The organism is Streptomyces tardus (assembly GCF_018101125.2).
In the GTDB taxonomy this organism is placed as follows: domain Bacteria; phylum Actinomycetota; class Actinomycetes; order Streptomycetales; family Streptomycetaceae; genus Streptomyces; species Streptomyces tardus.
Genome location: NZ_JAELVF020000001.1, coordinates 3,694,744 through 3,710,825 on the forward strand (window position 1 = coordinate 3,694,744; position 16,082 = coordinate 3,710,825).

Below are 16,082 nucleotides of genomic sequence, written 5' to 3' on the forward strand. Positions count from 1 at the left end.
GAAAGCTCCGCCTGTGACCGCCACGGACCTCTCTCTCGAACTCGTCGCCGCCGCTGCCCAGGCAGCCGCCGACAAGCTCGCGCACGACATCGTCGCCTACGACGTCAGCGACGTGCTCGCCATCACCGATGCCTTCGTGCTCGCCTCCGCCCCCAACGACCGCCAGGTGAAGGCGATCGTGGACGGCGTCGAGGAGCAGCTGCTCAAGGAGCTCGGCGCCAAGCCGGTGCGCAGGGAGGGTGAGCGCGACGGCCGCTGGGTGCTGCTGGACTACGTCGACATTGTCGTCCATGTGCAACACAGCGAGGAGCGTGTCTTCTACGCACTGGAGCGGCTCTGGAAGGACTGCCCCGAGCTGGCCCTGCCCGAGGACGCCATCGCCACCAGGGGCAAGGGAGCGGAGCACGCCGGCGACAGCGCGGAGAGCGGTGAGCCGGCATGAGCCCCGGCCGCAGGATCGTTCTGTGGCGGCACGGCCAGACCGCCTGGAACCTGGAGCGCCGCTTCCAGGGCACCACGGACATCCCGCTCACCACGGAGGGCTTGAACCAGGCCCGTCGTTCCGCCCGTCTGCTCGCGGGGCTCAAGCCGGACGCGATCATCTCCTCCGATCTCATCCGCACCCGCGCCACCGCCGCTGAGCTCGTCGAGCTCGTCGGGCTGGAGGTCACCCACCACGAGGCGCTGCGCGAAACGTACGCCGGCGTCTGGCAGGGGCTGACCCACCAGGAGATCCTCGACCAGCACGGCGAGCAGTACGCGGCCTGGCGCCGCGGCGAGCCGGTGCGCAGGGGCGGGGGCGAGTTGGAGACAGAGGTCGCCGACCGGGCCGCGCCCGTCGTGCAGGCCGCCGCCGACAAGCTTCCGGACGACGGCATCCTGGTGGTCGTCAGCCACGGCGGCACCATCCGCACGACGATCGGGAAGCTCATCGGGCTCGACCCCGGCGCCTGGGAAGCGCTCGGCGGTCTCAGTAACTGCTGCTGGTCCGTCCTCGGCGACAGCGTACGAGGGTGGAGGCTGCTGGAGCACAACGCCGGCACCCTGCCCGAGCCGGTGCTCGGCGACGACGACTGAGGCCTCTCCAAGGGTGTACGCACCCGCCTCTACCCGCTGTCACCTGCGATTTCGCTTATCGACTGGTCACGGGGTAGAGTTCCACTCGTTCCGGACCGGTGGTCGCCACCAGGACGGCAACGCGGGGCTATAGCTCAGTTGGTAGAGCGCTTGCATGGCATGCAAGAGGTCAGGAGTTCGATTCTCCTTAGCTCCACTTTTCACGTCGTGCTCCCTCAACTCGGCCCGCCCGGGCTCGAGTTGAGGGAGCACGACGTTTTTGTGCTTCGGAAGCGGTGGCCCGGCCGGGGGCGGGTGAATTCGGCGCGCGGTGGTCGACCTGCGGGTGGTCGACCTTCGATGGTCGACCTGCGGGTGGTCGACGTCGAGAGCGCCGAGCTCGTGGCAGCCGAAATGCCTTCGGGGGCTGTCACCGTGAGCGCGGCTGCCTCGAGGCGAGGGTGTCCCGGTCGCGGCCGGCTCGGGCCTGCGGATGTGTGGCCTGATCGGGTCCGGGCGTGCGCAGCTCGGTCGAGCTGCGGATACCCGGCTTCCGTGCGGTCGTGAGCGTCTGCCGGGGTGGGCTGTCCCGAGTGGACCCGCGTGGTGCGGTCTGTGTCGCGGTCGGCGCGCGGGAGGGGGCCCGCAAGTGGGCCCCCTCGTGGTGTCCAGCGGAGCGCCGGCTCCCGCCGCTGCCGGCGGCGACGCCCGGACCGGCAACTCCCTTGCGCTACACGCTGGTCGGGCGCCGGGCGCCGGGCGCCGGGCGTCGGGTGCGGTGTTGCCGGGCGCCGTAGCGCCACCGTCTGTGCTCAGTCGGCGAGGAGGACCACGCCGTCGCCGTCGCTGTGGAGGCGGGCGCCGGGGGTGAAGGTCGCTCCTCCGAAGTTCACGGGGACGTCCCGCGCGCCCTCGCCGGTCTTGGAGCTCTTGCGCGGGTTCGAGCCGAGTGCCTTCACTCCCAGATCGAGAGTCGCGAGGATCGCGGTGTCCCGTACGGCGCCGTTGATGACGATCCCGGCCCAACCGTTCGCGACCCCCGAGGCGGCGATGAGATCGCCCATCAATGCCGTGTGCACCGAGGCGCCGCCGTCCACGACGAGCACCCGCCCCTCTCCGGGTTCGGCGAACGCGGCCTTCAGCAGAGCGTTGTCCTGGAAGCAGCGGACGGTTGAGATCGGGCCGTCGAAGCTGCTCCGGCCGCCGTACTGGCGGAACTGGGTGTCGCAGGACTGCAGCGCTTCGCCGTGCTCGTCGTAGAGGTCGGCCGTGGTCAAGGCTGGCGATGCGGACGAGGCTGTCGATGTGGAGGACTGGGGCATCTCAACTCCCGGATGAAGATGTCGTACCGGTGGCGCGCGTCTGCCAAGCAGGATAGGCAGCCTCCGCCGGCACTGCCTTGCTGAGCTGCTGCTCCCGTCGATCCCCAACCGGCAAATGGAGATATGGGCGGTCGTGGTGCCGTGTCGGACGGAACACGGAAGGGCCCTCGCGCTGTGGCGCTCACCACTCGGCCGGTCTCCCTGACCACTGCCGGACATGGCAGAATCGTGGCACCGCAGGGGCGGGATCTCTTGTGGAGCGACGACGCAGGGGAGGGTGCGCGGTGCTGACGTACGGGCTGCTCAATGTGCTGTCTCGATCTGCGCCGTCCGGCCCGGGTGGAGGGAATCGTCCGCGCATGTCCGTGCAGGCACCACAGCGATCCGTGCTGCGGTGCCCGTGCTGTGGTTCGGCCCACGTTGCCCAGATGCTGGGGGACGGCGGTGGGGTGACGCACGCGTGCACGGCTTGTCGTCATAGCTGGAGCTGATAGGGGCAGATGGGCGCGCACAGCAGGAAATGCGACTGGTGCGGAAGCGGCACCCCGATCGTCCGCGACATGGAGCCGGTCAACAGCCGCTACCAGTACTGGTGTGTGGAGTGCGCGCGAGCGCTGATCATAAAGGGCGACCCGATCGAGACGTACCGTGAGCTGGAGGGCGAGCCGATCTACGGTCGGCTGCTGGAGGAGCACTGCACTCTCAAGCGGTTCTACTCCTTCGTCACGGCATAGGGGCAGGGAGCTCCGGTCCTGGCTTGGGTGACGGTGGGAGTGGCTTGAACCTGAGGCAGGCTCGGGCTGGCTGATCTTGATTCGAGCGCGTCCCGAACCGATTCCCGCCCGTTTCGGAGACGGTCGTGGGGGTGCGCTCCCTTCGTCGCTGCGCCGATGGCAGTCGAGTCGGCCGACCAGCTCCCGTCGCTGCTCTCGAACCCGACCTCGGCCTCGGTGCCGGCTGTTCTGGCTGGACGGAACGGATTTGGCAAAGCCGGGTGGCGTCCGTGTAAAGTGGGCTTCGCCGCCGCAGGGGAAGAACCTGCGGAGGACCAAACCCGGGGCTATAGCTCAGTTGGTAGAGCGCTTGCATGGCATGCAAGAGGTCAGGAGTTCAATTCTCCTTAGCTCCACAGCAGATGAGAGTCGTCAACCAAGACGGCTCTCTTCTTGTTTTCCCTTCCTCGGTGCTTTCCTGGGCGATTGGCCTCTGCGCTATCCTGGCCGCATGCGTGCCGTACGCCTCCTGCTTAGCGAGCCGCGCTGACGAGTACCTGCCCCGGACAGCGGGCAGGAGTCGGCGCGGCCACCCCTCGTGTGCGAGGGGTTTTTTCGTTTCCGGAGGCAGAGACCCACTGATGGAGCTTTGAGGGACATGAGCCAGACCACCAACCCTGCCGAGAACGCGGCGCCGCACCGCTACACCGCGGCTCTCGCCGCCGAGATCGAGGCACGCTGGCAGGACTTCTGGGACAAGGACGGCACGTACGAGGCGCCCAACCCGACAGGCGATCTCGCCGCGAGCGGCGAGAGGGCGGAAGTTGCCACGCGCCCGAGGCAGTTCGTGATGGACATGTTCCCGTATCCCTCGGGCGCAGGTCTGCACGTCGGTCACCCGCTGGGATACATCGCCACCGACGTCTACGCCCGCTTCCAGCGGATGAACGGCTACAACGTCCTGCACACCCTGGGCTTCGACGCCTTCGGCCTGCCGGCCGAGCAGTACGCCGTGCAGACCGGCACCCACCCTCGGATCTCCACCGAGGCCAACATGGAGAACATGAAACTCCAGCTGCGCAGGCTGGGGTTGGGTCACGACAAACGCCGCAGCTTCGCCACGATCGACCCGGAGTACTACCGCTGGACTCAGTGGATCTTCGTACAGATCTTCAACTCCTGGTACGACGAACGGGCAGACCGGGCTCGGCCGATCAGCACCCTCGCCGCGGAGTTCGAGTCCGGTGAGCGGGCGACGCCCGAAGGAGCAGCAGCCTGGGGCGAGATGAACGCCTCCGAACGTGCCGACCTCCTGGGCGAGTACCGGCTCGCCTACGCCTCGGACGCGCCCGTCAACTGGTGTCCGGGCCTGGGCACTGTACTGGCGAACGAGGAGGTCACCGCCGAGGGGCGTTCGGAGCGCGGCAACTTCCCGGTGTTCAAGGCCAAGCTCCGGCAGTGGAACATGCGCATCACGGCCTACGCGGAGCGCCTGCTGCGGGACCTGGACGCGCTCGACTGGCCGGAGGCCATCAAGCTGCAGCAGCGGAACTGGATCGGGCGCTCCGAAGGCGCGCGTCTGGACTTCCCGGTCGCCGAAGGCCAGGGGATCACCGTGTTCACCACGCGGCAGGACACCCTCTTCGGGGCGACCTACATGGTGCTCGCCCCCGAGCACCCTCTGGTGGACTCGCTGGTGCCGGACGCCTGGCCGGAACAGACCCGCGAGGTGTGGACCGGCGGTCATGCCGAGCCCGCCACCGCCGTCGCCGAGTACCGGCAGCGGGCTGCGACCAAGTCCGACGTCGAGCGTCAGGCCGACGCCAAGCAGAAGACCGGTGTGTTCACCGGGTCCTACGCCACCAACCCGGTGACCGGGGAGCAGGTTCCCGTCTTCATCGCCGACTATGTCCTGATGGGCTACGGCACGGGCGCGATCATGGCCGTACCAGCCCACGACAACCGGGACTTCGCGTTCGCCCGCGCCTTCGAGCTGCCTGTCCGCTGTGTGGCGGAGCCCGGCGACGACCGCAGCACCGACACCTCGACCTGGGACGAGGCCGTCGTCTCCGGAGAGGCGAAGCTTCTCAACTCCTCCGGTGAGGGCGTGAGCCTGGACGGGCTGACCGTGCCGGAAGCCAAGGCGGAGATGAACCGCTGGCTGACGGAGAGCGGGATCGGCGAGGGCACCGTCAACTACCGGCTGCGTGATTGGCTGTTCAGCCGGCAGCGGTACTGGGGCGAGCCGTTCCCAATCGTCTACGACGAGGAAGGCATCGCCCACTCGCTGCCGGAGTCCCAGCTGCCGCTGACCCTGCCCGAGGTCGACGACTACTCGCCCCGCACCTTCGACCCCGACGATGCCGACACCTCGCCGGAGACGCCGCTGTCGCGGGACGAGAACTGGGTCAACGTCACCCTCGACCTGGGCGACGGGCCGAAGAAGTACCGCCGCGAGACCAACACCATGCCCAACTGGGCAGGTTCCTGCTGGTACGAGATGCGCTACCTCGACCCGCACAACGACCGGAAGCTGGTCGATCCGGAGATCGAGCAGTACTGGATGGGGCCGCGCGAGGGCGTGCCGCTGGGTGGAGTCGACCTCTACGTCGGTGGCAGCGAGCACGCCGTGCTTCACCTGCTGTACGCCCGCTTCTGGTCCAAGGTGCTGTTCGACCTGGGCCACGTTTCTGCCGCCGAGCCGTTCCACAGGCTCTACAACCAGGGAATGATCCAGGCCTATGTCTACCGGGACAGCCGAGGCTTCCCGGTTCCGGCGGCCGAGGTGGAGGAGCGTGAGGGCGGGTACTTCCACGACGGAGAGCCGGTCAAGCGCGAGCTCGGCAAGATGGGCAAGTCCCTGAAGAACGCCGTGACCCCGGACGAGATCTGCCGCGACTACGGCGCGGACACACTGCGCCTGTACGAGATGGCGATGGGGCCGCTCGATGTCTCGCGTCCCTGGGACACCCGGGCGGTCATTGGTCAGTACCGGCTGCTCCAGCGGGTCTGGCGGAACGTCGTCGACGAGGCGAGCGGTGAGGTGTCCGTCACGGAAGGTCCTCCGAACGAGGACACGCTGCGTGCTCTGCACAAGGCGATCGACGGCGTCGGTCAGGACCTGACCAATCTGCGTTTCAACACTGCGATTGCCAAGATCACTGAGCTGAACAACCACGTCACCAAGGTGCGGGAGGTGCCGCGAGAGGTCGCGGAGGGGCTGGTGCTGCTGCTTGCGCCGCTGGCCCCGCACATCGCCGAGGAGCTGTGGCGCAAGCTCGGGCACGGCGACTCCGTCACCCTGCGCGACTTCCCGGTGGCCGACCCCGCGTATGTGGTCGACGAGGCTGTGACCTGCGTGGTTCAGATCAAGGGCAAGGTCAAGGCGCGCCTGGAGGTGTCGCCGGCGATCGAGGAGCACGAGCTCGAGGCTCTCGCGCTCGCCTCTCCGCAGATCGTCGAAGCGCTCGGTGGAGGGGGCATCCGCAAGGTGATCGTCAAGGCGCCCAAGCTGGTCAACATCGTGCCGGCCTGACTCTCGCGCGACGCTGAGCTTCGCTGCCCCTACGGGCGCGGAACGGGGCGGTCCGGGTTCCCTCGGGGATCGGGCCGCCCCACAGCGCTGCCCGGGCCGTTTACTCTGGGAGGACCGGCCCGAGGCGTGGTCACCAGAGACCGTGCCCACTGCGCAGCGAGCAGCCCGCTGCGAAGTGTGCGGCCGAGAAGCGTAAGGGGCGTTCGCAATGGGTGTGGCCACCGCCGTCTTCACCGTGCTGATGCTGCTCTGTGTGACGTTCGCGATCGTCGCAGCTGTGCGAACCGCCAGAGCGATCAGCCGCGGGATGGAGCGCGCCAGCGGCCAGGTCCGCCGCGGCATCGACGACACCTCCATCAAGCTCAAGGCCGCCCAACCGGGGCCGGTCGGCCAGGTCGCTCGTCTCCGGCTGGAGCTGCGTGCTTCTGTGGACCAGGCCAAGCGTGAGCTGGCCGCAGGGTCCGCGGACGACGCCTCACTTCGGGAAGCCCTCGCACTGCTCGACCAGCTGCACGACCACGCGCGGGTGCTGGACCGGGAGTTGGCCGGCCTCATGGACCGCGAGCCCGACCGGCGTCGTATCGCTGCACGACTGCCGCAGGCCCGGGAGCGGGCCCAGGAGATCAGGTCCTCGGCGGACTCGCTGCGCCTTGCCGCCCAGGACCGTGCACGCCGCCACGACGTGGACGGACTGGCGTCGCTGCGCGAGCAGATCGACATCGAATCCGGCGCGTTGCGGCACTGGGCTCCGGCAACGGATCCGGGTGCCTCCGAAGCAGGCACCGACGGCAGGATCGGCGGGCTGTCCAAGGAACCGGGCGCGGGCGGTGCGAACGCGTCGGACGAGGTCCGAGCTTCTGGAGACACCGGTGATGATCCCTCCGGGGACGGGCGGGTTGCGGCCGCGCAGGACCGTGCAGCGGTCGGCGCTTCCTCGGACTCAGACACCGGCGCCTCCGACGCCACCGCCAGGGCATCCCGGTGGGATGTCGGTGGCCTCTGGGAGGCTCGCAGCCAGCTGCCCGGCCTGGGCCGCCGCAAGCGCAGCCGTGATCTCGGCTGAGCTCGCAGCGCGATGAGGCCCCAAGTCCCTCGCTCCGGCCCGGAGTTGGACCGCCGCTTGGGCGAAGCCGAGGTTCGAGAGACCTCGTTGGCCCCGTGACCTGCTCCGAAGCCGGGGCCGACCTGCCGCTGAGGCGGCGTACCCAGTACTCTCCGGCACATGTCCGCTCCTGTCTCGATCGTCACTGACTCCACGGCGTACCTGCCGCCCGCCGCGTTGCTCAGTGAGCAGATCACCACCGTGCCCCTGACGGTGGTGGTGGATGGTGAGGCGCACGAGGAGGGCGATGGCGTCACCGCTGCCTCCCTCGCCGAGGCACTCAGAAAGCACCGCCCGGTGACCACTTCACGCCCGAGCCCCGAGGCTTTCGCTGCCGCTTACCGGGCAGCCGCCGAGGCGGGAGCGGAAGGCATCGTCTCGCTGCATCTGTCCGCCGAAGTGTCGGGCACCTATGACGCGGCAGCGCTCGCCGCCCCCGGATCCCCGGTGCCCGTAAGGGTGGTGGACAGCGGCATGGTCGCCATGGCGCTCGGGTTCAGCGCGCTCGCCGCAGCCCGGGCCGCGCGGGAGGAGGGCGACCTGGACGCGGTGGTCCGCGCTGCTCGACAACGTGCGGAGCGGACATCGGCGCTTTTCTATGTGGACACCCTGGACTACCTGCGACGCGGCGGTCGGATCGGCACGGCGCAGGCCCTGCTCGGATCGGCGCTCGCCGTGAAGCCCCTGCTCGAGCTGACCGAGGGGCGTATCCAGCCGCTCGAGAAGGTGCGCACGGCGAGCAGGGCGATCGCGCGTCTGGAGGAGCTCACCGTGGCAAGGGCGGCGGCCCTGGAGGTGCCGGTCGAGGTAGCGGTGCACCATCTCGCGGCGTCGGAGCGGGCCGAAGCTCTTGCCGAGAATCTGCGCGAGCGGGTGGGCGATCTGGTCAACCTGCATGTGAGTGAGGTGGGTGCCGTCATCGGTGCCCACACAGGGCCCGGCTTGCTGGGAGCTGTGGTGGCCCCGGCGCAGTGAGCACGGTGTGCGGTCGGAGCCACGGGTGGTGCTCCGTTCCGGCGGCCACTGTGGGCCGTCGTGGAGCGGGCTGGTGTGCGTGGCGGGGGCGGGCGGGACAGCATCGGCGAGTTGATGCATGAGTGCTCCGAAATCCGCGGTGCTGCGCGGGGTGTGGGTCGGTTCCTGAGGCGTGCGATGCGTGGGACGAGTGGGCTACGTGCGAAACCGGGCTGCGGTGCGGTGCGGGTAGGGGGTGTTCGCCGGTCTCGCGGAGAGGCAACGGTGGTCGTCGGCCGGGTCGAGTGCCGAGGAGCACGACGGGTCGTCCGTAGTGAAGTGGACGTCTGCATCGCATGGTTGTTCTCGTCCTGAGGGAGCGCAAGGGCCCTCATCCCCCGTGAAAGGGCCTTAGTCGTCGGTCGAATCGATGCTGTCGAAACCGTCGACTCCTGTGTGGAGCAGGCATCAGGGCGTCGGACAGTGGCTTGGGGCGGCCACCCGAGGGTGCCTTGCACGGCACTTGACCAAGCCGCGCACTCACTCGTTCGGGGTTTTTTGGATCGATTGGTTGACGTCCCTCTAGGGGGTTTGCCGTATGCCCGAGCTGGAAGTGTCTTAGGTCGGATGGGTGACGAGGTTATGCACAACTTGCGAGTTATCCACAGGATTTGAGCGAGATCAGCGAGATGTGTGGATCCGTCGTAGCGTCCGCCGCATGACTTCTCGATCGCAGGTGGACTCGGCAGGGCCCGGCCGTACCCGAAGGGCACGAAGGGGAGCTCAGCGACGCCACAGCGGTGGCGGGCCCGAGAGCCGGCGAGTACTCCGCGCCCGGGCGGGAGACGGAGCCGCCGGTCTCAGCGAGGCCGAGTCCGTGGCGAGGGCCCGTGCGGCAGTCCTGTTCGCCCAGTCCCCGACGGTGCGGGGCGGCGCCGATGCGGCGTTGCGCACCGGCGCAGAGGCTGGGCGGCCAGGGCCGCCGGCGCTCGGGAAGCCAGCCTGCTCGGGCGAGCAGTCGTGCGTTCCGGGCACCGTGCCGACGTTGCACGCGTGGTCGCGTGGGTGCCGTGTGGTCGCGCGCTCCTCGCCGGCGTCGCCACTCGAGCCGTTCCTCGGCCGGACGCGAGGCGCCCGAATCCTGTCGAGGGCGGAGGCCATCGCCGAAGCTCGAGCTGCAGTGCGTCGCAGCCGGCGAGTGTCCGCCGGCGCTGCACAGGCGGGTCTCAACGCTGCTCGGGAGGAGCCCGCGGACGAAGCTGTGTCGGCCTCGTTCCAGAGTGCGCAGAGGGCTGCCCCGGTGGGAGGGCAGCGAGGCGGCGGCCAAGCCTCGGGGGTGGCTCGCCGGCGCGATGGTCTCGCGCGGCGAGAGGCACCGGAGGACCCGCCGACCACTCAACTGGTGGGACCGGAGCCGGTGTTGCGCCAGGCGGAGCGTCTTCGGGCTGCCTTCAGCGAGCGGCTTCCGTTGTGGTGCCGCACTCGTTGCGGGCTCAACCTCAAAGCGCTGGCCGCACTGGCCGTAGTGCTGGTCGTGGCCATCGGCCTCGCCCTGCATCACCTCTGGAGTGGGCGGGCAGAGCCGATCGCCGCACCGGGCCTGACGGCTGAAGAGGAGTCGGGCGAGACACAGGGCATGCTCGCGCCGACTCCCTCCACCGGGAGTGCCGGTGCCGACGGCGGAGCGGGCAGCGCGGCAGGAGCTTCCGGCAAGTCACTGCTCGTCGATGTCGTCGGCGAGGTGCGCAAGCCCGGGGTACATCGATTGCCTGCCGGATCACGTGTCGAGGACGCTCTCCGGGCCGCAGGCGGCGTCACGTCCGGCGCGTCGCCGGAGGGCCTGAACCGAGCGCGCCCGGTTGCGGACGGCGAGCAGATCGTCGTGGCCGAGCAGGGTGAGGAGGTGTCGCCGGGCAGCGGGGGCAGTGGGCCGTCACCACCGTCGGCGCCGGCTGTCGGGGGAGTGGTGAGTCTGAACTCGGCCACTGCGGAACAGCTTGAGACTCTGCCGGGGATCGGGCCCGTGCTCGCTCAGCAGATCGTCGAGTTCCGTACCAATCAGGGCGGCTTCAGCTCGGTTGAGCAGCTCAGAGAGGTGAGCGGTATCGGAGACCATCGGTACGCGACTCTGCGTCCTCTGGTCGGACCGTGACCAGCCACGGGTCGGCGCCGCGCCCGATGATCAGGTGGCGCCGCAGTCGTCGAAAGCTGCCTTCCCGGCCCCCGAGCCGACAGCGGGGCGGAAGCGGCACACCAGTCTGTTCGAGGAGCGCGGTCAAGGAGCCGGGAGACGACGTCCGGCTCGCGGCTGAGGCGCCAGGGGCGGCCGTACCGCGGGCGCGACCGGAGGTCCATGCCGACTCCCGGAACCGGCTCGGTGCGTCGCAGCCGCGTACGGAGTCGCCGGCCGATCTCAGACTGCTGCCACCCGCGATCGGCGCATGGGTGGGGGCAGCCCTCGCTCCCGCTCTGGCCGCGGGTGCAGTGGGCCTCGGCGCGGTCGGCTGTTGCCTTGCTGCCACAGCCAGCGCGGTGGTCGGCCGGTGGCACCGCACTCGACGGCCCGGCAGCGATTCGCGGACCGCTCCGATCGGCGGCGTGTGGATCGCGGTGGCGGTGGCGCTCCTGTGCGCGGCAGCCGGCGGCACGGTGGCAGCGCTGCACCGCGCTGCCGCCCTTGACGGGCCCCTGCCGCAGCTTGCCGAGCGGCACGCGTACGTCACCGCCGAGCTGGTGTTGACCGGCGATGCGCGCAGAGCCAAGGCAGCGCCGGGGCGAGGCCCTGCTCCGGTCATGGTGACGGCCGAGGCGGGCTGGGTGCGCACGGCAGCCGGTGAGAGGACAGAGGTCAGCAATCCGGTTCTGGTAATCGCGCCCCCGGAGCAGGCCGAGGACTGGTTGGAGCTGCTTCCCTCCACTCGGGTCGAAGTGGGGGCCAGGCTCGCACCTCCGCTGCCCGACCGGGGCGCGGAAGTCGCGGCGGTGCTGCGGGTGACCGCGGACGGCGGGCCTCGTCCGGTGGGTGGCCCCACGTTCCCGCAGCGAGTGGCCGGTGAGTTGAGAGCGGGGCTGTTGGAGGCGACCGACGCTCTTCCCCCGGATGCTCGGGCGATGGTTCCGGCCCTCGTCGTGGGCGACGCCTCGCGCATTCCTCCCGATCTGTGGGACGCCGTGCGAGATACGGACATGACCCACGTCATCGTCGTCAGCGGTGCCCACGTCTCGATCGTGCTGGCGGTGCTGATCGGAGCGCCCGGTACCGCCTCGCGTGCTGAACGCCGCGGCTTGGCCGCGTGGTTCGGTGTCCCGTTGCGTACGACCGCCGTACTCGGGGGCGGGTTGCTGCTGTGCTTCGTGGTGGTGTGCCGGCCAGGCCCCAGTGTGCTGCGCGCGGCGGTCTGCGGAGCGATCACCCTGGTGGCCATCGCCACCGGGAGGCGGCGCTCGCTCCTGCCCGCGCTGGCGGCGGCGGTTCTGGTGCTTCTCCTCTACGATCCCGCGCTCGCACGTTCCTTCGGTTTCCTGCTCTCGGTCCTGGCGACCGGCGCACTGCTGGTCCTCGCCCCCGGCTGGAGTCTTGCTCTGCAGCGACGAGGGCTGCCGGTGCCTCTCGCCGAGGCGCTGGCGGTGACTGCGGCCGCACAGGCGGTCTGCGCTCCCGTCGTGGTGGTGTTCGCCGCACGAGTGAGTCTGATCGCGGTTCCTTGCAATCTGGTGGCAGGTATCGCCTTCGCGCCGGCGACACTTCTGGGCTGTCTGGCGTTGGTGATCGCACCGATCTCACTCCCGGTCGCCGCCTGCTTCGGGTGGCTGGCGAGCTGGCCCGCCCAATGGATCGCCCAAGTAGCGCGCGCTGGTGCGGCGTTGCCGGGCGCACAGACCGGCTGGCCGGACGGCTGGGCCGGAGCGGCTCTGCTGGCCACGGTGACGGTGCTGGTACTGCTGGTGGTTCGCGTCGCACTGCGGCAGATCTGGCTGGCCGCTCTCTGCGTACTGACGTTGCTGTGCGCAGTGCTGCGGCCACAGCCGCTGGACAGATTCCTCACCGGCTGGCCGCCCGCCGGGTGGCGGGTGGTCGCGTGCGATGTGGGACAGGGCGATGCGCTGGTCCTCTCAGCGGGCTCCGACACCGCGGTGGTGGTGGATGTCGGCGAACAGCCGGAGGCGATCGATGACTGCCTGCGGCGGCTCGGGGTTCGGCGGATTCCGCTGCTGATTCTCAGTCACTTCCATGCTGATCATGTGGCGGGCCTACCCGGGGCGTTGCGCGGCAGGTCGGTGGGCCTCATCCAGACCTCGCCGCTGCGCGAGCCCGAGGGGCAGGCCGCCTTTGTCGAGCGGGTCGCACGGGAGGCCGGGGTGCCGACGGCTGTCCCCGGACCGGGGGAGCGTCGCAGCCACGGGCCGTTGAGTTGGCAGGTGCTCTGGCCGCCCGCGCTGGTCGCGGGCCTGGGGGCGAACGACGCGAGTGTCGCGGTCCTGGCACAGGCGCAGGGGATCTCCGTCTTTCTGCCCGGCGACCTCGAACCCCTCGCTCAGCAGCGGCTGCTGACCGAGAACCCCGAGCTGCCCAGCGTCGACGTGCTGAAGGTCGCGCACCACGGGTCCGCTTATCAGGACGCCGAGTTGCTGGGCAGGCTCCGACCGCGGCTCGCTCTGGTCTCCGCCGGGCAGGACAACGGGTACGGGCACCCTGCCCCTGCCACGCTCCGTCTGCTGCGGTCCCAGGGTGCGCATGTGGTGCGTACCGACACCGCCGGCGACCTGGCTGTGGTGGTCCGTCGCGGGCTCCCGGTGCCGGTCGGTTCGGCGTCCGGGCGCGGTGTGTCGGGACGACGGGGCCGTGGGCGTCGAAAGAGGGGTGCGCGGCCGGGTCGCGGCATGCGGCCGGAGCGCCCCGGCGGGCTCGGTAGGTCCGGGAAGGCGTCAGACGAGCCAGTCGCCGTCGCTCAGCAGGAGACGTTCGGCCAGTTCGTTCTCCTCCCGCCATGCGAGCAGTGTGTGTGGCGTGAATCGCAGAAAGGTCCAGGCCGGTCTGTCGCGGGGGTCCCAGTTCAGCTTCGCAGCGAAGGCGTCGCCGACTTCCCCGCCCATCTCAGTCGACGGCACGAGCTCGGCCTCCGCCTTGATGAGTACGACGTCGCGTGTGGGGCCCACCGCGATCGTCGCCGCGCTGCCCGCACCGATGTTGCGGGCCGTCGGAGTGGAGGATCGGGTGCACATCAGCAGCACACCCCGGTGGTGAACGAAGCTCAGCGGCACCATGCAGGGCGCGCCCTGCGGCGAGGCCGTCGCCACCCACGCGTCCGTGTCCTGGTCCAGGCGCCGCAGAGTGTCCTGCTTGCGCTCGCTCGCCTCGCGCGGAGGCTTCCCGTTCTTCGCCATGACGGACAGTCAACCGACGACAGGCCGCCGGCGCATCGGCCGCCAGCTGTACGCCCGAGGTCCTACGCCACGAGAACAGCTGGCGTCCGCCCGGCGGGCCGAGAGGCGGATGTGTCCGAGAAGGCCGGTGGCCTCAGGAGGGCCGGCACGGAGGGGGAAGCTGTAGCACCGGGGCGAGCAGTGGCGCCGAGGAGGGGCGTAGTCCCGGGGGAGGCCGTAGTACCGGGCAGGGCCGCGGCGCCTGAGGAGGCCGCGACGCCGGCGGGAGCGTTCGAGGCCGGTGGAGTTGCGGTGGCAGAGCGGCGATCCGGGAGCAGAAGAGGATCGCCGGCGGGGTACCTGCGTGCTGTGTCCGTCAGTCGTGCTCCAGCCATCCCTCGTAGGAGCGGGCGAGATCCTGCAGCGCCTGGGCATCGATCGTCGACGCGGAGGCGTCGAGGACCACGAGCCACTGCGCGTCCTCGGCGTCGTCCTCGCCCGCGAGAGCCTCCCGGAGGATCTGGGGCTCCTGGGTGATGCCGTGGTCCTCGACAAGTGCGGTGGCCAGTTCCTCCGCGCTGTCCCGGTCGGGCAGCACCAGCACCTGCCAGCGTTCCCTGCCCGCAGCGGTGTTCTCGGGCAGCGCGGGGGCCTGCGCGGAGTGCTGAGCGGGTTCGTCCATACGGACATTGTGAGGCAGCCGCACTCGTTTCCGAGACTGGCTGACTGCGTGGAAGAGCCCGACATTCTTCGGCCTGTGTGCCGCTCCTTCGGCCCTGCCGAGACAGCTCGGTCGGGTTCCGGGAAAGTGGTGTCGGTGCCTCGTGGGATGCTGGGAGGCGATGTCACCCAAGACCGCGAACACCCCGAAATCCGCAGCGGGCAAGCCCGCTTCCGGCGACCCGCTCGCCCCTGTGACTCTGGCTGTGGGGCAGGAGGAGCTGTTGGCCGAGCGGGCGGTGCAGGAGGTGGTGGCGGCTGCTCGGGCGGCGGACGCCGACACCGATGTGCGAGACCTCGGCCCCGGGGAGCTCCAGCCGGGAATGCTCGCGGAGTTGACGAGTCCCTCGCTCTTCGCGGAGAACAAGGTCGTGGTGGTCCGGCAGGCACAGGACCTCAGCGCGGACACGGTGAAGGAGGTCAAGGCGTATTTCACGTCGCCGGCCGAGGAGATCACGCTCGTTCTGCTGCACGCCGGTGGGGCGAAAGGCAAGGCGCTGCTGGACGCCGCGCGCAAGGTGGGTGCCCGGGAGATCGCCTGCCCGAAGATGACCAAGCCGGCGGACCGGCTGGCCTTCGTGCGGGCGGAGTTCCGTGGGCTCGGGCGATCGGTGGGGAGTGAGGCGTGCCAGGCCCTCGTCGACGCGATCGGCAGTGATCTTCGTGAACTGGCTTCGGCCTGTGCGCAGTTGACCGCCGATGTGGAGGGCACGATCGACGAGCGAGTCGTCGCGCGCTACTACACGGGCCGCGCGGAGGCGTCGAGTTTCGCGGTTGCGGACAAGGCTGTCGAGGGGCAGGCGGCTGAGGCGCTCGAAACCCTGCGCTGGGCGCTCTCCACGGGGGTGGCCCCGGTGCTGGTGACCAGCGCGCTCGCTCAGGGGGTCCGGTCCATCGGCAAGTTGGCTTCGGCTCCCGGAGGAATGCGGCCCGGAGATCTGGCTCGCGAGCTCGGGATGCCGCCCTGGAAGATCGACCGGGTGCGCAGGCAGATGCGCGGTTGGTCGGCGGACGGTGTGGCACATGCGCTCCAGGCGATCGCAGAGGCGGACGCGGCGGTCAAGGGCGGTGGTTACGACCCGGCGTACGCCCTGGAGAAAGCTGTCGTCACCATCGCTCGGGCGGCACGTTCCCGCTGATGGGGAGGGCTCGAGGCGTGGGCGGCTGAGCCCTGCACCGAAGGCCCGATCGGGCCGGTGCCCGACGTGTGCTTGTCCCCCTGGCGTCTGGCCCCTTGCAGGTAGGCGTCTCCCGTATCGGCTCGTGTGGTGAGGACGAAGGCCGGCGGCAGTGTCGCCTCGGGCCAAGTGGAGCGC

General features: G+C 69.9%; 11 protein-coding genes, 2 tRNA genes and 1 pseudogene. 11 read left to right on the forward strand and 3 right to left on the reverse strand.

Translation table 11 applies throughout. The features are described from left to right. Positions 1-13: 13 nt before the first annotated feature. The 3 genes from rsfS to JGS22_RS15775 all read left to right on the forward strand — a co-directional run bounded on the left by rsfS (position 14) and on the right by JGS22_RS15775 (position 1,273). Positions 14-442: a ribosome silencing factor gene (rsfS, locus tag JGS22_RS15765; RefSeq protein WP_211038502.1), complete on the forward strand. Its 429-nt coding sequence runs from the start codon at positions 14-16 to the stop codon at positions 440-442. Further along, on the forward strand, positions 439-1,077 hold the full coding sequence (locus tag JGS22_RS15770; protein ID WP_211038501.1) for a histidine phosphatase family protein: 639 nt from the start codon (positions 439-441) through the stop codon (positions 1,075-1,077). The genes rsfS and JGS22_RS15770 overlap by 4 nt, the downstream gene beginning before the upstream one ends. A 123-nt stretch (positions 1,078-1,200) precedes the next feature. Further along, positions 1,201-1,273: transfer RNA gene (locus tag JGS22_RS15775), tRNA-Ala, on the forward strand. A gap of 595 nt (positions 1,274-1,868) precedes the next feature. On the opposite strand, the gene rraA is transcribed toward JGS22_RS15775, so the two are convergent. Then, positions 1,869-2,333: a ribonuclease E activity regulator RraA gene (gene rraA / locus JGS22_RS15780; protein WP_372454257.1), complete on the reverse strand. Its 465-nt coding sequence runs from the start codon at positions 2,331-2,333 to the stop codon at positions 1,869-1,871. 545 nt (positions 2,334-2,878) lie between these two features. Between rraA and JGS22_RS15785 the strand changes: the two genes are divergently transcribed. The 7 genes and pseudogenes from JGS22_RS15785 to JGS22_RS27560 all read left to right on the forward strand — a co-directional run. Further along, complete coding sequence (locus JGS22_RS15785; RefSeq protein ID WP_211038499.1) at positions 2,879-3,112, forward strand: hypothetical protein; 234 nt, start codon at positions 2,879-2,881, stop codon at positions 3,110-3,112. Positions 3,113-3,434: 322 nt separating this feature from the next. Continuing rightward, positions 3,435-3,507: transfer RNA gene (locus JGS22_RS15790), tRNA-Ala, on the forward strand. A 242-nt stretch (positions 3,508-3,749) separates the two neighbouring features. Continuing rightward, on the forward strand, positions 3,750-6,626 hold the full coding sequence (gene leuS, locus JGS22_RS15795; protein WP_211038498.1) for a leucine--tRNA ligase: 2,877 nt from the start codon (positions 3,750-3,752) through the stop codon (positions 6,624-6,626). 208 nt (positions 6,627-6,834) lie between these two features. Then, complete coding sequence (locus JGS22_RS15800; RefSeq protein ID WP_211038497.1) at positions 6,835-7,689, forward strand: hypothetical protein; 855 nt, start codon at positions 6,835-6,837, stop codon at positions 7,687-7,689. Positions 7,690-7,848: 159 nt separating this feature from the next. Further along, positions 7,849-8,703: a DegV family protein gene (locus tag JGS22_RS15805; protein WP_211038496.1), complete on the forward strand. Its 855-nt coding sequence runs from the start codon at positions 7,849-7,851 to the stop codon at positions 8,701-8,703. Between the two features lie 1,381 nt (positions 8,704-10,084). Further along, the gene (locus JGS22_RS26385) at positions 10,085-10,834 is read left to right on the forward strand and encodes a ComEA family DNA-binding protein (RefSeq protein WP_308405694.1); all 750 of its coding nucleotides are present in this window, start codon (positions 10,085-10,087) and stop codon (positions 10,832-10,834) included. 26 nt (positions 10,835-10,860) lie between these two features. After that, a pseudogene (locus JGS22_RS27560) lies at positions 10,861-13,455 on the forward strand (ComEC/Rec2 family competence protein); the annotation flags it as partial. Between the two features lie 153 nt (positions 13,456-13,608). On the opposite strand, the gene JGS22_RS15820 reads toward JGS22_RS27560, so the two are convergent. Next, positions 13,609-14,067, reverse strand: coding sequence for a pyridoxamine 5'-phosphate oxidase family protein (locus tag JGS22_RS15820; protein ID WP_211038492.1), 459 nt, complete (start codon positions 14,065-14,067; stop codon positions 13,609-13,611). Between the two features lie 355 nt (positions 14,068-14,422). Beyond that, a complete protein-coding gene (locus tag JGS22_RS15825) occupies positions 14,423-14,728 on the reverse strand; it encodes a hypothetical protein (RefSeq protein ID WP_372454258.1) in 306 nt (101 codons plus the stop codon). Positions 14,729-14,888: 160 nt separating this feature from the next. On the opposite strand from JGS22_RS15825, the gene holA reads away from it, so the two are divergent. Beyond that, the gene (gene holA, locus JGS22_RS15830; RefSeq protein ID WP_211038490.1) at positions 14,889-15,905 is read left to right on the forward strand and encodes a DNA polymerase III subunit delta; all 1,017 of its coding nucleotides are present in this window, start codon (positions 14,889-14,891) and stop codon (positions 15,903-15,905) included. Positions 15,906-16,082 lie beyond the last annotated feature (177 nt).

Bases quoted from the DNA above. Each gene is read 5' to 3' on its own strand.
- JGS22_RS15770 (WP_211038501.1), top strand. From the start codon at position 439: ATGAGCCCCGGCCGCAGGATCGTTCTGTGGCGGCACGGCCAGACCGCC.
- JGS22_RS15785 (WP_211038499.1), top strand. From the start codon at position 2,879: ATGGGCGCGCACAGCAGGAAATGCGACTGGTGCGGAAGCGGCACCCCG.
- leuS (WP_211038498.1), top strand. From the start codon at position 3,750: ATGAGCCAGACCACCAACCCTGCCGAGAACGCGGCGCCGCACCGCTAC.
- JGS22_RS15800 (WP_211038497.1), top strand. From the start codon at position 6,835: ATGGGTGTGGCCACCGCCGTCTTCACCGTGCTGATGCTGCTCTGTGTG.
- JGS22_RS15805 (WP_211038496.1), top strand. From the start codon at position 7,849: ATGTCCGCTCCTGTCTCGATCGTCACTGACTCCACGGCGTACCTGCCG.
- JGS22_RS15820 (WP_211038492.1), bottom strand. From the start codon at position 14,067: ATGGCGAAGAACGGGAAGCCTCCGCGCGAGGCGAGCGAGCGCAAGCAG.
- JGS22_RS15825 (WP_372454258.1), bottom strand. From the start codon at position 14,728: ATGGACGAACCCGCTCAGCACTCCGCGCAGGCCCCCGCGCTGCCCGAG.
- holA (WP_211038490.1), top strand. From the start codon at position 14,889: ATGTCACCCAAGACCGCGAACACCCCGAAATCCGCAGCGGGCAAGCCC.